Origin of the sequence: Pseudorhodoferax soli (genome assembly GCF_003337555.1) — a bacterium.
In the GTDB taxonomy this organism is placed as follows: Bacteria; Pseudomonadota; Gammaproteobacteria; order Burkholderiales; family Burkholderiaceae_C; genus Pseudorhodoferax; species Pseudorhodoferax soli.
Genome location: NZ_QPJK01000015.1, coordinates 115,074 through 131,046, shown reverse-complemented (window position 1 = coordinate 131,046; position 15,973 = coordinate 115,074). Strand labels below are relative to the sequence as shown.

General features: G+C 69.7%; 12 protein-coding genes. 7 read left to right on the top strand and 5 right to left on the bottom strand.

Annotated features, from left to right (window positions below; all coding sequences use genetic code 11):
• The first annotated feature begins 30 nt into the window (after positions 1 to 30).
• The 6 genes from DES41_RS35295 to DES41_RS35270 are packed head-to-tail and all read left to right on the top strand — an operon-like array spanning position 31 to position 6,518.
• Positions 31 to 1,257: an ABC transporter substrate-binding protein gene (locus tag DES41_RS35295; RefSeq protein WP_114472355.1), complete on the top strand. Its 1,227-nt coding sequence runs from the start codon at positions 31 to 33 to the stop codon at positions 1,255 to 1,257.
• Positions 1,258 to 1,267: 10 nt separating this feature from the next.
• Positions 1,268 to 2,032, top strand: a complete 765-nt coding sequence (locus tag DES41_RS35290) for an ABC transporter ATP-binding protein (protein WP_114472354.1) — start codon at positions 1,268 to 1,270, stop codon at positions 2,030 to 2,032.
• A gap of 2 nt (positions 2,033 to 2,034) precedes the next feature.
• Positions 2,035 to 2,754 carry an ABC transporter ATP-binding protein gene (locus DES41_RS35285; RefSeq protein ID WP_114472353.1) on the top strand — a complete coding sequence of 240 codons (720 nt, stop codon included), beginning with the start codon at positions 2,035 to 2,037 and terminating at the stop codon, positions 2,752 to 2,754.
• Positions 2,747 to 4,660: an ABC transporter permease gene (locus tag DES41_RS35280; RefSeq protein WP_114472352.1), complete on the top strand. Its 1,914-nt coding sequence runs from the start codon at positions 2,747 to 2,749 to the stop codon at positions 4,658 to 4,660. The genes DES41_RS35285 and DES41_RS35280 overlap by 8 nt, the downstream gene beginning before the upstream one ends.
• On the top strand, positions 4,657 to 5,829 hold the full coding sequence (locus tag DES41_RS35275) for an NAD(P)/FAD-dependent oxidoreductase (protein ID WP_281277264.1): 1,173 nt from the start codon (positions 4,657 to 4,659) through the stop codon (positions 5,827 to 5,829). The genes DES41_RS35280 and DES41_RS35275 overlap by 4 nt, the downstream gene beginning before the upstream one ends.
• Positions 5,826 to 6,518 (top strand): DJ-1/PfpI family protein, encoded by a 693-nt coding sequence (locus DES41_RS35270; RefSeq protein ID WP_114472351.1) that lies wholly within the window; start codon positions 5,826 to 5,828, stop codon positions 6,516 to 6,518. The genes DES41_RS35275 and DES41_RS35270 overlap by 4 nt, the downstream gene beginning before the upstream one ends.
• Positions 6,519 to 6,578: 60 nt before the next feature.
• Here DES41_RS35270 and DES41_RS35265 read toward each other — a convergent pair whose 3' ends face one another.
• On the bottom strand, positions 6,579 to 7,091 hold the full coding sequence (locus tag DES41_RS35265) for an RES family NAD+ phosphorylase (protein ID WP_114472350.1): 513 nt from the start codon (positions 7,089 to 7,091) through the stop codon (positions 6,579 to 6,581).
• Positions 7,088 to 7,699: an antitoxin Xre/MbcA/ParS toxin-binding domain-containing protein gene (locus DES41_RS39470; protein ID WP_245966026.1), complete on the bottom strand. Its 612-nt coding sequence runs from the start codon at positions 7,697 to 7,699 to the stop codon at positions 7,088 to 7,090. Before DES41_RS39470 ends, DES41_RS35265 begins: the two co-directional genes overlap by 4 nt.
• Before the next feature lie 142 nt (positions 7,700 to 7,841).
• Here DES41_RS39470 and DES41_RS35255 point away from each other — a divergent pair, with 142 nt between their 5' ends.
• Positions 7,842 to 8,555, top strand: a complete 714-nt coding sequence (locus tag DES41_RS35255; protein ID WP_114472349.1) for an SAM-dependent methyltransferase — start codon at positions 7,842 to 7,844, stop codon at positions 8,553 to 8,555.
• A 143-nt stretch (positions 8,556 to 8,698) separates the two neighbouring features.
• Here DES41_RS35255 and DES41_RS35250 read toward each other — a convergent pair whose 3' ends face one another.
• Genes DES41_RS35250 through DES41_RS35240 form a run of 3 tightly spaced genes read right to left on the bottom strand, consistent with a single transcriptional unit; the run spans position 8,699 to position 15,914 of the window.
• Complete coding sequence (locus DES41_RS35250) at positions 8,699 to 10,309, bottom strand: ATP-binding response regulator (RefSeq protein WP_114472348.1); 1,611 nt, start codon at positions 10,307 to 10,309, stop codon at positions 8,699 to 8,701.
• Entirely contained in the window at positions 10,306 to 11,865 is a 1,560-nt protein-coding gene (locus DES41_RS35245; protein ID WP_114472347.1) for a GAF domain-containing protein, read from the bottom strand. The genes DES41_RS35250 and DES41_RS35245 overlap by 4 nt, the downstream gene beginning before the upstream one ends.
• Positions 11,862 to 15,914 carry a response regulator gene (locus DES41_RS35240; RefSeq protein ID WP_114472346.1) on the bottom strand — a complete coding sequence of 1,351 codons (4,053 nt, stop codon included), beginning with the start codon at positions 15,912 to 15,914 and terminating at the stop codon, positions 11,862 to 11,864. Before DES41_RS35240 ends, DES41_RS35245 begins: the two co-directional genes overlap by 4 nt.
• Between the last annotated feature and the right edge of the window lie 59 nt (positions 15,915 to 15,973).

Genomic DNA, 15,973 nt, shown 5'->3' with positions numbered 1-15,973 from the left:
CCCCCTCCACCCTCGATGAAGGAAGCCCCCATGAAACCCGTCACCCGCAGCTGCATCCTCGCGGCAGCGTTGCTCGCAGCGCTGCCAGCCTTCGCACAGATCTCGGACGGTGTCGTCAAACTGGGGGTCATCAACGACCAGTCCGGCCCTTACGCTGCGCTGACGGGCCCGGGCTCCGCGCTCGCGGTGCGCATGGCGGTGGAAGACATGAAGGCGCAACTGGGCGACACCAAGGTCGAGGTGCTGGTGGCCGACCACCAGAACAAGCCCGACGTGGGCCTGACCATCGTCAAGCGCTGGTTCGACGTGGACAAGGTCGACGCCGTGCTCGACATCGCCAACTCCGCCGTGGCGCTGGGCGTGCAGTCCGTCATCAAAGAGAAGAACAAGATCGCGCTGTACGGCATCGTCGGCACCACCGAGCTGACCGGCAAGCAGTGCGCCAGGACAGGCTTCTCGTGGGTGCACGACTCCTATGCGCTGGTGTCCGGCCCGGCCCGCACGTTGACGAAGGCCGGCCTGGACACCTGGTACTTCGTGGCCGCCGATTTCGCGTTCGGCAAGAACATGGTGCAGGAGGCCAAGAACTTCATCGGCGCCAATGGCGGCAAGGCCGTGGGCGAGATCTTCCACCCCATGGGCACCTCGGACTACAGCGCGTTCCTGCTGCAGGCACAGGCCTCCAACGCCAAGGTGGTGGCCTTCGCCAACGCGGGCGCGCAACTGGTGAACGCGATGAAGCAATGGAAGGAGTTCGGCATGCAGGAAGGCAAGCAGCGGCCCGTCTCGCTGCTGCTGTCCATCACCGATGTGCACGCGGCCGGCATCGACGTGATGCAGGGCCTGTCGGGCACGTCCGCCTGGTACTGGGACCGCAACGACAACACCCGCGCCTTCGCCCGCCGCTTCTTCGAGCGGCACAAGGCCATGCCCACCGAGTCGCAGGCCGGCATGTACTCGGCCACCACGCATTACCTGAAGGCCGTGCTGGCCACCAAGAGCGACGCCACCGACGCCGTGGCCGAGAAGATGCGCAGCACGCCGGTGAACGACATGTACGCCAGGAACGCCACGCTGCGCGACGACGGCAAGCTGGCGCACGATTTCCTGCTGGTCACGGTGAAGTCCAAGGCCGAATCCAAGGCCGCATGGGACTACTACAAGATCTCCGCCGTGATCCCCGCGGACGAGGCCTACATCCCGCTGGCCCAGAGCGACTGCCCGCTGCTGGCCAGCGCTGCCGCGAAGGCGAAGTGAGCGCGCCGAGATGAACGAGCCTGCCATCGGTGGCGCGGCCGCCATCCTCACCGCGCGCGGCCTCACGCGCAGCTTCTCGGGTTTCACGGCCGTGAAGAACGTGGACATCACGGTGCAGCGCAACACGGTGCACTCGGTCATCGGCCCCAACGGCGCGGGCAAGAGCACGCTGTTCAACCTGCTCACGCGCTTCCTGGAGCCCGATGCCGGCCGCATCGTCTACCGCGGCGAGGATGTCACGCGCACGCCGCCCGCGCAGCTGGCGCGCCAGGGCGTGGTGCGCTCGTTCCAGATCTCGGCCGTGTTCCCGCACCTGACGGTGGCGCAGAACGTCTGCGTGCCGCTGCAGCGCCTCTCGGGCCTGCAGAAGGTGTTCTGGCGCTCCACCGCCTGCCTTTCCGCCCTGGACGACAAGGTGCACGCGCTGCTGCGCCAGTTCGGCCTCAGCGAGTGGGCCGACACGGCCGCCGGCGAACTGCCCTATGGCCGCAAGCGCGCGCTGGAGCTGGCCACCACCTTCGCGCTGGAACCCGATCTCGTGCTGCTGGACGAACCCATGGCCGGCCTGGGCACCGAGGACGTGCACCGCGTGGCCGACCTCATCGCCGCGCAGGCCGGCACCAGGACCATCGTGATGGTGGAGCACAACCTGAAGGTGGTCGAGCGGCTGTCGGACACCGTCACCGTGCTGTGCCGCGGCGAGGTGCTGGCCGAAGGCAGCTACGCGGAAGTGGCGGCCGATTCCCGCGTGCTCGAAGCCTACATCGGGCACTGACCATGGAAACCTCCACCACCGTCCTGGACGTGCGCAATCTCAGCGCAGGCTACGCCGGCAACCAGGTGCTCGACGGCGTCAGCTTCACGATGGCGCGCGGCGAAGTCGTCACGCTGCTGGGCCGCAACGGCGCCGGCAAGTCCACCACGCTCAAGTGCCTGATGGGCTTCATCGCCGAGAAAACCGGCAGCATCGCCTTCGAAGGCCAGCCCATCGCGCGCTGCCTGCCCGAGCAGATCGCCAGACTGGGCATGGCCTACTGCCCCGAAGAGCGCGGCATCTTCTCGCAGCTCAGCGTGCGCGAGAACCTGCTGCTGCCGCCCGTGCTGCGCGCAGGCGGGCTCTCGCTCGACGAGGTCTACGCGCTGTTCCCCAACCTGCGCGAACGCAGCACCAGCCAGGGCACCAAGCTTTCGGGTGGCGAGCAGCAGATGCTGGCCATCGGCCGCATCCTGCGCACCGGCGCCAAGACCCTGCTGCTGGACGAACCCAGCGAGGGCCTGGCGCCCGTGATCGTCAAGCTCATCGCGCGCACCGTGCTGGAACTCAAGCGCCGCGGCTTCACCATCCTGCTGGTGGAGCAGAACCTGCGCTTCGCCACCGAGCTGGCCGATCGCCACGTCGTCATGGAGACCGGCCGCGTGGTCGACATGCTGACGAAGGGCGACATGCACCGGGACGCTGGCCGCGTCGAAGCCTACCTGGGGATGGGACATGCTTGAATCGCTGGGGATCCTCTCGCCCGCGCTGTTCGGCCAGCTGCTGCTGGGCCTGATCAACGGCTCCTTCTACGCCATGATGAGCCTGGGCCTGGCCATCATCTTCGGCCTGCTCAACGTGGTGAACTTCGCGCACGGCGCGCAGTACATGATGGGCGCGTTCACCGCCTGGATGCTGCTGCAGTGGGGCGGCATTCCGTATGGGTGGGCGCTGCTGCTGGCGCCGCTGATCGTGGGCATCTCGGGCATCGTGCTCGAGCGGCTGTTCGTGCGCCGGCTCTACCACCTGGACCACGTCTACGGCCTGCTGCTGACCTTCGGCATCACGCTCATCGTCGAGGGCCTGTACCGCAAGGCCTTCGGCTCCGCCGGCCTGCCTTATGCGAACCCGATGCCGGGCGGCCTGCGCACCGGGCTGGGCTACCTGCCGTATTACCGGCTGTGGGCGCTGTTCGCCTCATTGCTGGTGTGCCTCGCCACCTGGTACGCCGTCGAGAAGACACGGCTGGGCGCTTACCTGCGCGCCGCTATCGAGCGGCCGGACCTGGTGCGCAGCTTCGGCATCAACGTGCCGCGCATGGTCACGCTGGTCTACGGCTTCGGCGTGGGCCTGGCAGGGCTGGCCGGCGTGTTCGCCGCGCCCATCTACAACGTGAGCCCGACGATGGGCTCCAACCTCATCGTCATCATCTTCGCGGTGGTGGTGATCGGCGGCATGGGCTCCATCAAGGGCGCCATCATCACCGGCTACCTGCTGGGGCTGACCGAAGGCCTGGTGCGCTACTACTACCCGCCGCTGTCGGACACGGTGGTCTTCATCGTCATGGCCGCGGTGCTGCTCATCAAGCCGGCCGGGCTGTTCGGCAAGGGTGTCATCACGCAGCACGCCAGCGCCGCGCTGGACACGCGGCCCAGCCGCCTTCCCAAGCTGCGCGCGCCGCTCCGCTGGGCACTGCTGGCGGTGGCGCTGGCGGCGCTGGCCGCGGCACCGTTCGTCATGTACCCGGTGTTCCTGGTCAAGGTGCTGTGCTTCGCGGTGGCCGCCAGCGCGGTGAACCTGCTGCTGGGCTACATGGGCGTGCTGTCGTTCGGCCATGCCATGTTCTTCGGCTTCGCGGCCTACGTGGCCGGGCACCTGGCCAAGGCCTGGGGCTTCGCGCCCGAATGGGCCATCCTCGGGGCCACGCTGGTGTCGGCCGCGCTGGGCGCCGTGGTCGGCCTCATCGCCATCCGGCTGCAGGGCATCTACTTCGCGATGTCCACGCTGGCGCTGGCGCAGATGGTCTATTTCTTTTGCCTGCAGGCGCCGTTCACCGGTGGTGAAGACGGCATCCAGGACATCCCGCGCGGCGTGGCCTTCGGCGTGTGGGACCTGAAGAGCGACGTGGCGGTCTACTTCTTCGTGCTGGCGGTCTGCGGCGCCGCGCTGCTGATGGTGGCGCGGCTGGTGCACTCGCCGTACGGGCGCATCGTGGCGGCCGTGCGCGACAGCGAGCCGCGTGCCATCTCGCTCGGCTACAACGCCAACCGCGTCAAGTGGTCGATGTTCGTGTTCTCGGCCGCCATCACCGGGCTGGCCGGCGCCACCAAGGCGATCGCCGTGCAGATCGCCACGCTGACCGACGTGGGCTGGCACATGTCGGGCGAACTGCTGCTGATGACGCTGGTGGGCGGCCTTGGCACCATCGTCGGCCCCATCGTCGGCGCGCTGGCCCTCATCAGCATGCAGACCTACATGTCGGAGCTGCAGGACTGGGTGACCGTGGCGCAGGGCCTGGTGTTCTGCGTGGTGGTGCTGGCCTTCCGCGGCGGCATCGTCGGCAGCGTGGCGGGGCTGTGGCGCCGGCCCGCGCGGCCGCGGGCCAAGGCCGCGGTGGAGCCGCCCGGCGCGCAGGCCGTCGTGCCATGAAAGAGACGACCGAAGAGGAACCGGCCATGGAGTTCGAATATCTGGTGGTGGGCGCAGGCATCGCGGGCGCGTCCGTGGCCTGGCATCTCGCACCGCATGGGCGCGTGGGTTTGCTGGAGCGCGAAGCGCAGCCCGGCTACCACGCCACCGGCCGCTCCGCCGCCATGTTCATGGAGACCTATGGCACGCCCATGGTGCGCGCGCTGACACGTGCCAGCCGTGCCTTCTACGCATCACCGCCGGCCGGCTTCACCGAGCATCCCATCCTCACGCCGCGCGGCTGCATGCATGTGGCGAAACCCGGGCAGGAGCGGGAACTGGCCGAGGCCTTCGAGGTCTTGCGCGCGTCTTCCTCCGGCGTCGAACGCCTGTCGGTGCGCGAGGTGCTGGCGCTCTGCCCGGTGCTGCGCGAAGACATGGTCTGCGGCGCCGTCCACGAGCGCGACGCGATGGACATGGACGTGCACGCGCTGCACCAGGGCTACCTGCGCGGCTACCGTGCCCGCGGCGGCCTGAGCCTGCACGACGCCGAGTTCGCCCAGGCCACGCGGCAGGGCGGCCGCTGGGCGGTGCACCTGGCAGACGGCCGCACCTGCACGGCCGCCACCCTCGTCAACGCCGCCGGCGCCTGGGCCGACGTGGTGGCACAGCGCAGCGGCGTGGCGCCCATCGGCCTGCAGCCCAGGCGCCGCACCGCCTTCACCTTCGAGGCGCCGGCCGGTGCTGCCATCGCCGGCTGGCCCACCGTGATCGCCGTGGACGAGCGCTACTACTTCAAGCCCGACGCCGGCCAGCTGCTGGGCTCGCCCGCCAACGCCGACCCGGTCGACCCGCAAGACGTGCAGCCCGAAGAGATCGATGTGGCCACCGGCATCCACTGCATCGAGGAGATGACCACGCTGCAGATTCGTCGCCCCAGGCACACCTGGGCCGGCCTGCGCTCCTTCGTGCCGGATGGCGACCTGGTGGTCGGCGCGGACACGGAGGCGCCCGGCTTTTTCTGGCTGGCCGCCCAGGGCGGCTACGGCATCCAGACCGCGGCTGCGGTGTCAGAACTGGCGGCAGCACAGCTCACCGGCGCGCCCATGCCCGACCACATCGCGCGCTGCGGCGTGCGTGCTGAAGCCCTCTCCCCCACGCGCCTGCGCGGCGCCGGAAGCCAACCATGAACAAAACCCAACCGTTGCAGATCGGCGTGCTCGTCTTCGAGGGCATGACCTCGCTCGACGCCCTCGGCCCCTTCGAGGTGCTGGCGCGCACGCCCAACAGCGTCTGCCACCTGGTCTGGAAGGATTGCAAGCCCGTGAAGTGCGACACCGGCCTCATCGTCACGCCCACGCTGTCGTTCTCCGACGCGCCCCAGCTCGACGTGATCGTGGTGCCCGGCGGCCCCGGCCAGAACGAGCTGATGGCCGACGCCGAACTGGCGGCCTTCCTGCGCCAGCAGGCACAGGGCGCGCAGTGGGTCACCTCGGTCTGCACGGGTTCGCTGCTGCTGGCGGCAGCCGGCCTGCTCGACGGCTACGAGGCCACCTGCCATTGGCTGTCGCTGGATTTCCTGCGCCTGTTCCCCGTGCAGGTGGTGCCCGAGCGCGTGGTGATCGACCGCAACCGCGTGACCGGCGCCGGCGTCACCTCGGGCCTGGACTTCGCCTTCGTGCTGCTCGACCTGCTGCGCGGCGAAGACGTGGCCAAGCGCCTACAGCTGATGCTGGAGTACGACCCGGCACCACCCTTCGACAGCGGGCATCCCCGCGTGGCGGATGCGGGCACGGTCGCGGCGGTGAGAGAGATGGCGCAGGGGATGCTGATGCGGCGCGAGGCCGTGTGCGTGGAGGCGGCGCGGCGGATGGCGTAAGGCGGCGCCGGCGGCACTACGGCGTGCGGCCTGCGCGGGCACGCAGGATCGTGCGGGCCGTTACTTCTTGCGTCTCGCCGGGGCGAGCCCGCCTGTCATGGGCAAGCGGGTGTCGTAGAGAAAGAGCCGGGTGCGCACGGCGCTGATCTGTGCGATGCCCGGATGCCGTGGGTTGAGGAGGACATTCGCCTCTTCGGGCACGATCGCCGATGGCACCTCCATCAGCACCGTAGCGACGCTGTCGAGCCAGGCATCGCCGGCATCCAAGGACACCTTGCCCGCCGGAGAAACGTTCCAGCCCACTTTCGCCGTGTGCCGCGTAAGGATTGTTCGCACTACCCAGATGTCATCCGGCACATCCAGCCGAACGAGGATGCGGTTGAGCGGAAGGTCGGTCGTGTTGAAGTGGACCAGCGTTTCGAGGGTCGCCAGCGCAATGTTCGTCGCCGCATAGACCACTGGCGTTCCAGCGCGGTTCCAGCGGCCGCCCGTGATCTCTGCACCCTTGCCCGTGAGGTCGTCGGCGGTGTAGTCCGGCGTGTCGGTGGCGATACGCCACAGCGACATCGTCATGCAAAGGCACCGCTTTGCGAACGCAGGATCATGCTGGCGACGACGGCCTGGCCCTCGGCCGTGTCCATCAGTTCAGCGGGACGCTGGCCGCCCAGCGCCGGGAGCGGGCGGTCGAGCCACGCGCCGACCCATGCTGCCGCATCGAAGCCATCCGGATTTCCGGATGTCTCCACGATGGCCTGCACCTGGCCGATGAGACGGCCGATGCCCAGCACCCGCGATGATTCCTCGATGGAAAGGGATTCGTTTGCCTTCGCCCTGCGCCGGATGGTCTCGCGGCGCAGGCCGAGCGTGGCGAGAAGCTTGTCCTTCGACACCTTCATGCCGCCTGCGAGCCCGTCGATCACCATCGGCGCCACGCCTTGCTTGACCAAGCCAACCTGCGCCAGCGGATCTTCCTTGAACAGGCTCAGGTAGTCCGCATTCCGGATGTTGACCGTGCGGCTTTTCGACACCCAGACCGAAGCACTGGCGGCAGCCTTCAGCTTGACCGTCCGGCCGATGCGTCCGCGCGCGGCGGGCTTGGCCCGCACTGTGTCCTGCGCGTGAGCCGTCGGCGTGCTCATCTCACGCTTCGGAGTAACGGATTTGGCTCTTGGCGTGGACATGGTGGGCTCCTTTGAGCTTTTATTATGGCTCGAATGGGTGGTTCGGCGCGCGCACCGCCTGCGCGGCACGCGAGGCGCGGGCTCTGCAACCGAGATGCCGGAGGTGCTGAGGCTGACCTAAGCTTTGCATGAGGAGGTTTTCATGCAAGAGGCAGCAGCCAAATTCGATGCGGAACGCGCCGCGGAGTACGAACGCCAGAGCCGCATCGCGTTGGCCGGCTACGAGGCCTGCCATGCGCTGGCGGCCTGCCTGCTGGCGGCCGCGCTGGACGCCGAGCAGGCGCAGCCCGCGCCCTGCCATGTGCTCGTGGTCGGTGCCGGCGGCACGGCGCAGGAGGTGCAGAGCATCGCGGCCCTGCAGCCGGGTTGGCGCTTCACGGCCGTGGACCCGTCGCCGCAGATGCTGGACCAGGCGATGGCGCGGCTGCGCGGGCTGGGGCTGGATGCGCAGACCGAAGCGGTGCTCGGCACCGTGCAGGATCTGCCGGCGGCGCAGACCTTCGACGCGGCCACCCTGGTCGGTGTGCTGCACCACCTGCCCGGCGATGCCGCCAAGCGCGAGATCCTCCAGGCCGTCGCGCAGCGGCTGCCACCGGGTGCGCCGCTGATCCTGGCGGGCAACACACACCGTTATGCCAGCCGCCCCTTGCTGCTCAAGGCCTGGGCGCAGCGCTGGCGCATGGCCGGCGCGGGGCCGGACGAGGTGCAGGCCAAGCTTGCGAAGATCCTGCAGGGCGCAGACCCGCCGGTGGACGAGCAGGCCTCGTTGGCGCTGCTGCACGCGACGGGGTTCGGGCGGGAAGAGCGGTTCTTCTCCAGCTTGTTCTGGACGGGGTGGATTGCGTTTCGGCGGTGAACGCTGGGTGAGCAAAGTGCGCGCGGCTGGCGTAGCCCATGCGCTGCGGACCTGCGCCCGCTCCCTGCGGCCGGGGCGGACCCTGCAGGGCTGGACACGCTGTTCCGCGAAGCGGCGGTGCCGTTGGTGCGGCGATACCTTCCCTACGACGGACCGCCGTGGCGCGGCAAGGTCACCGACACCCGCGTCCAGTTCTGCGCATCGGACACCTCCAGGCCAATGTCGCCGCGTTGGGCCTGCGCCAGCAGCCGCGCGGAGTAGGTGCCGATGCCGCTGCCACCGCGCTTGCCGGCGGTGACGTATTTCTCGAAGAAGCGCTCGCGGATCGCGGCAGGGACCACGCCGACGTTCTGGATGTCGACCCGCAACGGCGTCTGGTCCAGCAGCTGGATCGAGACCTTCGTGCCCTGCGGCGCCGCCTCGCAGGCGTTCTTGACCAGGTTCTGGAACACCGAGTAGCACAGCGTGGCGTCTCCCGAGGCCAGCGGCACGTCCTCGCCGACGGGCAAGTCGGTGTCCACCGAGATGGCCAGGCCCTTGGCTGCAAAGGCCACGCGGTCCATCTCCGCGATGCGCCTGAGCACGTCGCCGATGCGGACCGGCTCGGCGTGCAGCTTGAAACTGCCGTTCTCGATCCGGTAGAGCTCGGAGGAAAGATTGATCAGGTTGAGTGCCTGCATGACGCTCTTCTCGGCTAGCCGAAGATGCTCCGTCTGGCGGCGCGCCAGGGAGTCGTCCTCCAGCACCGCCTGGATCAGCCCGAGGGCGCCGGCCAGCGGCGCCTTCACGTCGTGCCGGGTCATGCGTTCGACGTCCTCGCGCAGCTGCGCCGTCTCGACCATGGCGTCGAACTCCACCTGCAGGTCCTTGCGCAGCTGCACGTAGCGCATGAAGTTGCGGATGCGCGGCTTGAGCGTGGCCGGATCGATGGGCTTGGTGATGAAGTCCACGGCCCCCAGGTCCAGGCCCTGCAGCCGCGCGTCGGCCGACGCCATGGCGGTGATGAAGATGATGGGAATCCCCTGCGCGACGGGATGCTCGCGCATGGCCCGCGCGACCTCGAAGCCGTCCATGCCGGGCATCATGATGTCCAGCAGCACCAGGTCCGGCGGCTCGTCCGAGGTGGCGAACTCCAGCGCCTTGCTGCCGGTCTGCGCCAGCCGCACGCGGAACTCGCCCTTGAACAGCTGGGACAGCAGCACCAGGTTGTCCGCGGTGTCGTCGACGATGAGGATGCTGGGGCGCGGGTCGTGCTCGGGCGGCGCGGCGGCAGCGCCGGTCGGCGCAGCGGCCTGCACGGTAGCGGCCCCGGGCGCCGCATGCGCGGGCTGCGGCGCCCGCGGCTTGGCGGCCAGCGCCCGTTCGAGCCGGGCCATGAGCTGCCGCGGCACATAGGGCTTGAGCAGCAGCGAGGTCACGCCGCAGGCGATGGCGTGCTCGACGCCGCCGCGCTCCGCTTCGGCGGTGACGAGGATGAAGGGTGTGGCGAAGAGCTGCTTGTCGGCCCGGATGGCCTCGAGCAGTTCGATGCCGGACATGACGGGCATGTTCCAGTCCGACAGCACGACGTCGAAGCGGTGGCTCTTCATGAGCCGCAGCGCCTCCGCGCCGTTCTTGGCCGTCTGGACCTGCTCCACGCCCAGCTGGCGCAGCTGGTTCACGGTGATGCGGCGCATGGCTTCGTGGTCGTCCACGACCAGGCAGCGGGCACCGGCGCCTGGCGCGCGGGCGGGGGGAGGAGCGAGAGGGTTCATGGCAAGGCCTCTGTCAGTACCGTGGCCGCCATGGCGTCGCCACCTTCGTGGTCCGGTAGTGGTGCGTCGGGCGCAAAGCGCGCCAGGCTCACCGCCACGATCGGCTGGAAGGCTTCGAGCAACTGCCACAGCGGCGCCGTCATGGCCTGCACCATGGCGACTTCGATGACCGCCGTGACGCGGCCGGAATCCAGCACCGGCAGCACGACGATGGCTGCCGGCGTTCCGTGGCCCAGGCCGGACCGGATGCGCAGATAGTCCGGCCCCGGCTGCTCCACCAGCACCGGTTGGCCCGTGGCAATGCAGCGGTCCACGAGGACGGCCGTGCTGGGCATCTCCACCAGGGTCTGCGCCGGAGTCGCGCCGGCCCCCGCGTAGTGGGCCCTGGCGACAGCCTGGCCGGTGCGGTCGACCGTGGCGAAGAGGGCCTGCCCCACCGGCGCCTGCCGGCCCAGTTCACGCAGGACGGCCTGGCCGAAGGCCTCCGGCGTGCGCGCCTGCTGCAGCGCGAGCAGCAGGTCGGACACCGCGCTGCGCCGCTGTGCTTCGTGCGACATCTGCTGCTGGCTCTCGTGCAATGCCACCGCGGCCTCACGGTGGCGCAGCACCTCGCGGCGCAACCGCCCCGCCCAGAACAGCATGGCACCGAACACCCCGACGCAGCCCGCCAGCAGCGGCAGGCCCCATGTCGACCACAGCGTCATCAGCTGCCCGCGCCGATCGAACGGGGCGGAGAACAGCCGGTATTCCGTCAGGGACACGCCGTAGAACTTGCGCCAGGAGAGGTCCAGCCGCGAGCCGACGCGCTGGCTGTCCGCGAAGTACCGTGCCAGCGCAGCCTGCAGATCGTGCGCGTCGACGCCCATGCCCCAACCCACCTCGGTCGCGTCGCCGACGGTGAACAACAGGTCGAGGTGCTCCAGGTCGTCGCGCACCGCCTTGAAGGCCGATTCCGCGGCCAGCACGGTGAAGTCCGCACGCCGCTCCGCGACGCGGCGCAGGCTCTGCGCCGTGGGCGCGTTCTGCATGGCGATGGCCTTGTCCTGCGGCAGCGTTGCATTGAACGCGCGCAGCCAGGCCTCGTAGGTGGTGCCCGCCTGCACCGCGGCCGCGCGGCCGGCCAGATCCGCGGGCTCGCGCAGCACGCCGCGCAGCTCGGGCCGGGCCACGACGACGCTGCGCGTCAGGAAATAGGGGACCAGCAGCATCTTGGTCTTGCGCCAATCGACCATGTGCAGGTCGTTCGGGTAGAGGTCGCAGCGGCCATTGGCCAGGAGCGCGGCCTCGTAGCTGGCCTCCTGCACGGTCACGCCCTGGGCGTTGTGGAACTGCTCGTCCCAGCTGCTCAACACCGTCGTGCGCACGCCCAGCCCCATGGCGCGCGCGAAGTCCTCGCCGTTGACCTGGTAGTAGGCTGCGCTGGAGCCCGCGACGCACAGCCGCAGCTCGCCGCTGCGGCGGATCTCCGCGAGGTCGCGGGCCTGCACCTGCAGCACGACGGCCAGCAGCGCCAGGCCGCCCAGCGTCCGCAAGACGGTGCACGGCCCGCCGCTCATGGCAGCGTCGCTGCCTGCAAGGCGTCCAGGCGCTCCAGGGCATTGTCGAAGTCGATGTTCTCGATCGCACGGACCACGGGCGCCAGGCGCCCGGCCAGCGGATGCCCCTGGGCCGCCAGCCGTGCCACCACCTCGTCCAGCAGGTCGCCGGCCTCGCCGTCGTTCTGCTGCAGCAGCCGGCGCAGGCGCTGCAACATGGCATCGACCTCCGGTCCGGGGGCGGTGTGCGGTCCCTGCGAGCCCGGCATGCGCGGCACGTCGGCTGCGCCGGCCTGCATGGCCTGGATCGCGGCGACCAGCGGATCGAGCGCCTGCAGCGTCTCGGCCAGCAAGGCGTCGATGCGCTCCGGCGCAGCGCCGTCCCTGCAGGCCAGTTCGAGCGCTGCAGCCGCCTGCGCCACGGCGTGGGCGCCGATGTTGCCGGCCGAGCCGCGCAGCGTGTGCGCGCAGCGCGTGGCCGCCACCGGGTCGCTGTCCTGCAGGGACTGCGCGAAGGCCTGCGCGAACCCTTGCTGTCCTGCCGCGAACCGGGCCAGCAGGCGGCGGTAGAGCGCGCCGTTGTTCTGCGTGATGGCCAGCCCCTTGGCCTGGTCGAGGCCAGGCAGCGCCGGCAGCACGGCCAGCATCCGGGCGGGGCCATCGGCGGTGGGCGGGCGCGGCGGCTCGGCCGGCTGCGCGCGGGGATGGATCCAGCGCGCCATGCAGGCGAACATGGCGTCCACGTTCAAGGGTTTGGCGATGTGGTCCACCATGCCTGCGGCAAGCACCTTCTCGCGGTCGCCCGCCATGGCGTTGGCCGTCATCGCAATGATGGGCAGCGCGCGGAACTGCGGCTGGGCGCGCAGATGGCGCGTGGCCTCGTAGCCGTCCATGACCGGCATCTGGCAGTCCATGAGCACGCCGTCGAATGCCGGGTCGCGGGCCAGGATGTCCAGCGCCTCCTGGCCGTTGCTGGCGACGACGACGTCGATGCCCGCCTGCGTCAGCAGCTCCTGCGCCAGTTCCTGGTTCAGGTCGTTGTCGTCCACCAGCAGCACGCGCGCGCCGCGCAGCTGTTGCCGGTGCTCCTGGTTCCCGACCGCGCGGGCCTCCTCGCGGCCCGGCTGCACCTGGCCTCGGCCCAGCGCCTGGCCGATGGCCTCCAGCAGGGTCGATGGCGTGATGGGCTTGGTCAGCACGGCATCGATGCGCGCGCCGTGGTGCTCGATCGCCGTCATGGCTTCATCGCGCCCGAAGGCGGTCACCATGATCACGGCCTGCGTGGCTGGCACGTCCAGCGACTGCATGCGCCGCACCGCCTCGACGCCATCCATCACGGGCATCTTCCAGTCCATGAGCACCAGGTCGTAGGCCAGCTGCCGCTGCAGCGCCGCCTCCACCAGCCGCAGGCCTTCGGGGCCGTCGCGCGCCACGTCCACCTCCAGGCCGAAGCGCCGCGCCATGGTGGAGAGGATCTCGCGCGCCGCGGCGTTGTCGTCCACCACCAGGGCCCGCACGCCCTGCAGTTCGTCCGCGCGGAACATGCGCCGCGGTGCCGGCTCGGCCTGCATGGCGAAGCGCGCGTGGAAATGGAAGGTCGAGCCCGCACCCGGCGTGCTTTCCACCCAGATGCGGCCTTCCATCAGCTCCACCAGCGTGCGCGAGATGGCCAGCCCCAGGCCGGTGCCGCCGTACTTGCGCGTGGTCGAGGTGTCGGCCTGGCTGAAGGACTGGAACAGGCGCGCGCATTGCTCCGGCGTCATGCCGATGCCCGAGTCCTTCACCCAGAAGTGCAGCTCGACCGCATCGGCTTGCTGCTCTACCGCTTCGACCCCCAGCACGATGTCGCCCTGCTCTGTGAACTTCACCGCGTTGCTGCACAGGTTGAGCAGGATCTGGCCGAGGCGAAGCGGGTCGCCCACCAGCGCCGTGGGAACGTCGGCCGAGCAGTTGAAGAGCAGCTCCAGGCCGCGGTCTTCGGCCTTCATGCCGATCAGGTTGGCCACATGGTCGAGCACGTCCTCGAGCCGGAAGTCCACCCGCTCCATCGCCATCTTGCCGGCCTCGATCTTGGAGAAGTCCAGGATGTCGTTGATGATGCCGAGCAGGTTCTCCGCGGCCCGGTGGACCTTCTCCATGTAGTTGCGCTGCTTCTTGTCCAGTTCGGTCTGCAGGGCCAGGTGCGTCATGCCGATGATGGCGTTCATCGGCGTGCGGATCTCGTGGCTCATGTTGGCCAGGAACTCGCTCTTGGCCCGCGTCGCGTCCTCGGCCAGTTCCCGTGCGCGCCGCACCTCGTCCTCGGCCCGGCGCCGCTCGGTCACATCGCGCACCGAGGCGCCCACACACTCGCCGCGCCCGCCCACGTCGGGCAGGCGCGCCAGCCCGACCTCGATCGGGAACTCCGAACCGTCCTTGCGCAGTCCGAACAGCCGGCTGTCGCCCGCACCCATGAGCCGGGCCTTGCTGTCCCGCGCAAAGCCCGAGCGCAGGGCGACGTGGTGGCCGCGCACCGACAGCGGCACCAGCACCTCGATCTTGCGCCCCACCAGCTCGCCGTTGGCATAGCCGAACATCCGGTCGAGCTCCGGGTTGCTGAGGATGATCTCGCCGTGCTGGTCCAGCACCAGCATGCCGTCGGGTGCCGATTCGATGATGCTGCGGAACCAGGTCTCGGTGGCCTGGATGGCGTCCTTCTGGGTTTCCAGCTCGCGGGCCTGCCGCTCCAGCGTCTCGGCCTGTGCCTGCGTCTCCTCCAGCAAGCGTTGCGTGGCGACGCTGCGCTCCAGGATCTCTAGGTTGCCCGCCAGCACCGGCAAGGCGGCATCGAGCAGGGCCTGGCGCGCGCGTGTGGTCGGCTCCAGCGTGGCAATCTCCAGCACGCCGAGCAGCCGGTCGCCGCGGCACAGCGGCAACACGCTGATCGCCCTGGGGACCGCATCGCCGAGCGCGGAGCCGATCCGCACATAGTCGGGCGGCGGCTCCGTCAGGGTGATCGGCGTGCCCTCCATCGCACACTGGCCGACGAGACCCTGCCCGAAGTCGATGTACTGCTCCAGCGTCTTGCGCTCCCGGTGCGCAAAGCCCGTCAGCAGGCGCAACCGCCGGTGCTGCTTCTCGTGGATGTACAGCACGCCGTGGCCGATGCCGAGCAGCGGCGCGGCCACGCTGAAGAACTTCTGCGCCAGCTCCACGAACGAGCCTGCCGACTGCAGTTCCGCGGAGAAGGTCGCGGCATGCGTCTTGACCCATCGCTGCTCCGCCAGCTCGCTCGCCGCCGTCTGCAGCACCGCCACCGCGCGGGCCAGGCCACCCAGGTCGTTCTGGAAACCGGTGTGCGGCACCTCCTGGTCCAGATCGCCGGCCGCGATGCGCTCGACCGCCGAGCGCAGCTCGACCGCCGGAATGCGGATGGAACGCGCGATGACCCAGACGAACAACAGGCAGATGAGACCGCCGAAGACCAGCAGCGCCATCACCCAGATCTCGGTGCGCCGGGCCAGCGCCTGCACCCCGCGCAGGGTTTCGCGGGCGCTGTGCTCCTTGGAAGAGGCCACCGCTTCCATGGCCTGCGCAACGGCATCGCCGATGACGCCGAACTCGGGGCTGGACACGCGCTTGCGGGCCTCCTCCAGGCCCCCCGCACGCGCCTGCTCCAGCACCTGCGCCACGTTCTGGCGGTAGATGGCATAGCTCTGCTCGAAGCTCGCCAGGTTCAGCCGGTTGTCTTCGCGAACGATGCGGCCGCGCAGGTCTTCCACCGCCCGCATGAGCTCGACGTGCTCCTGCTCCAGGCTCCTGACCGCCAGGGCATAGGTTTCCTGCCGGGTCGTGAGCAGCGCCTGGCGCAGCTGCCGGCCCATGGCCGCGTAGTGGAACTGCACTTCGCGCGCATTGGAGACGCCCTGCAGGTCCTGCTCGTACATCGCCCTGATGTCCTTGCCGACCGTTCGCAGGCCATGGATGCCGATCCCGCCCAAGACGACGGCGAGCAGCAGCACGCCGGCGAAGGCGGCAGCCAGGTTGGCGCTCAGGGATGAACGCTGCAGGTGGCGGGTCAGTAGCGGCACGGCCAGGCTCCTGTCGGGGGCTCTCGGTTCGGATGCCGGCTGCCAGAACCGTCGCGCCC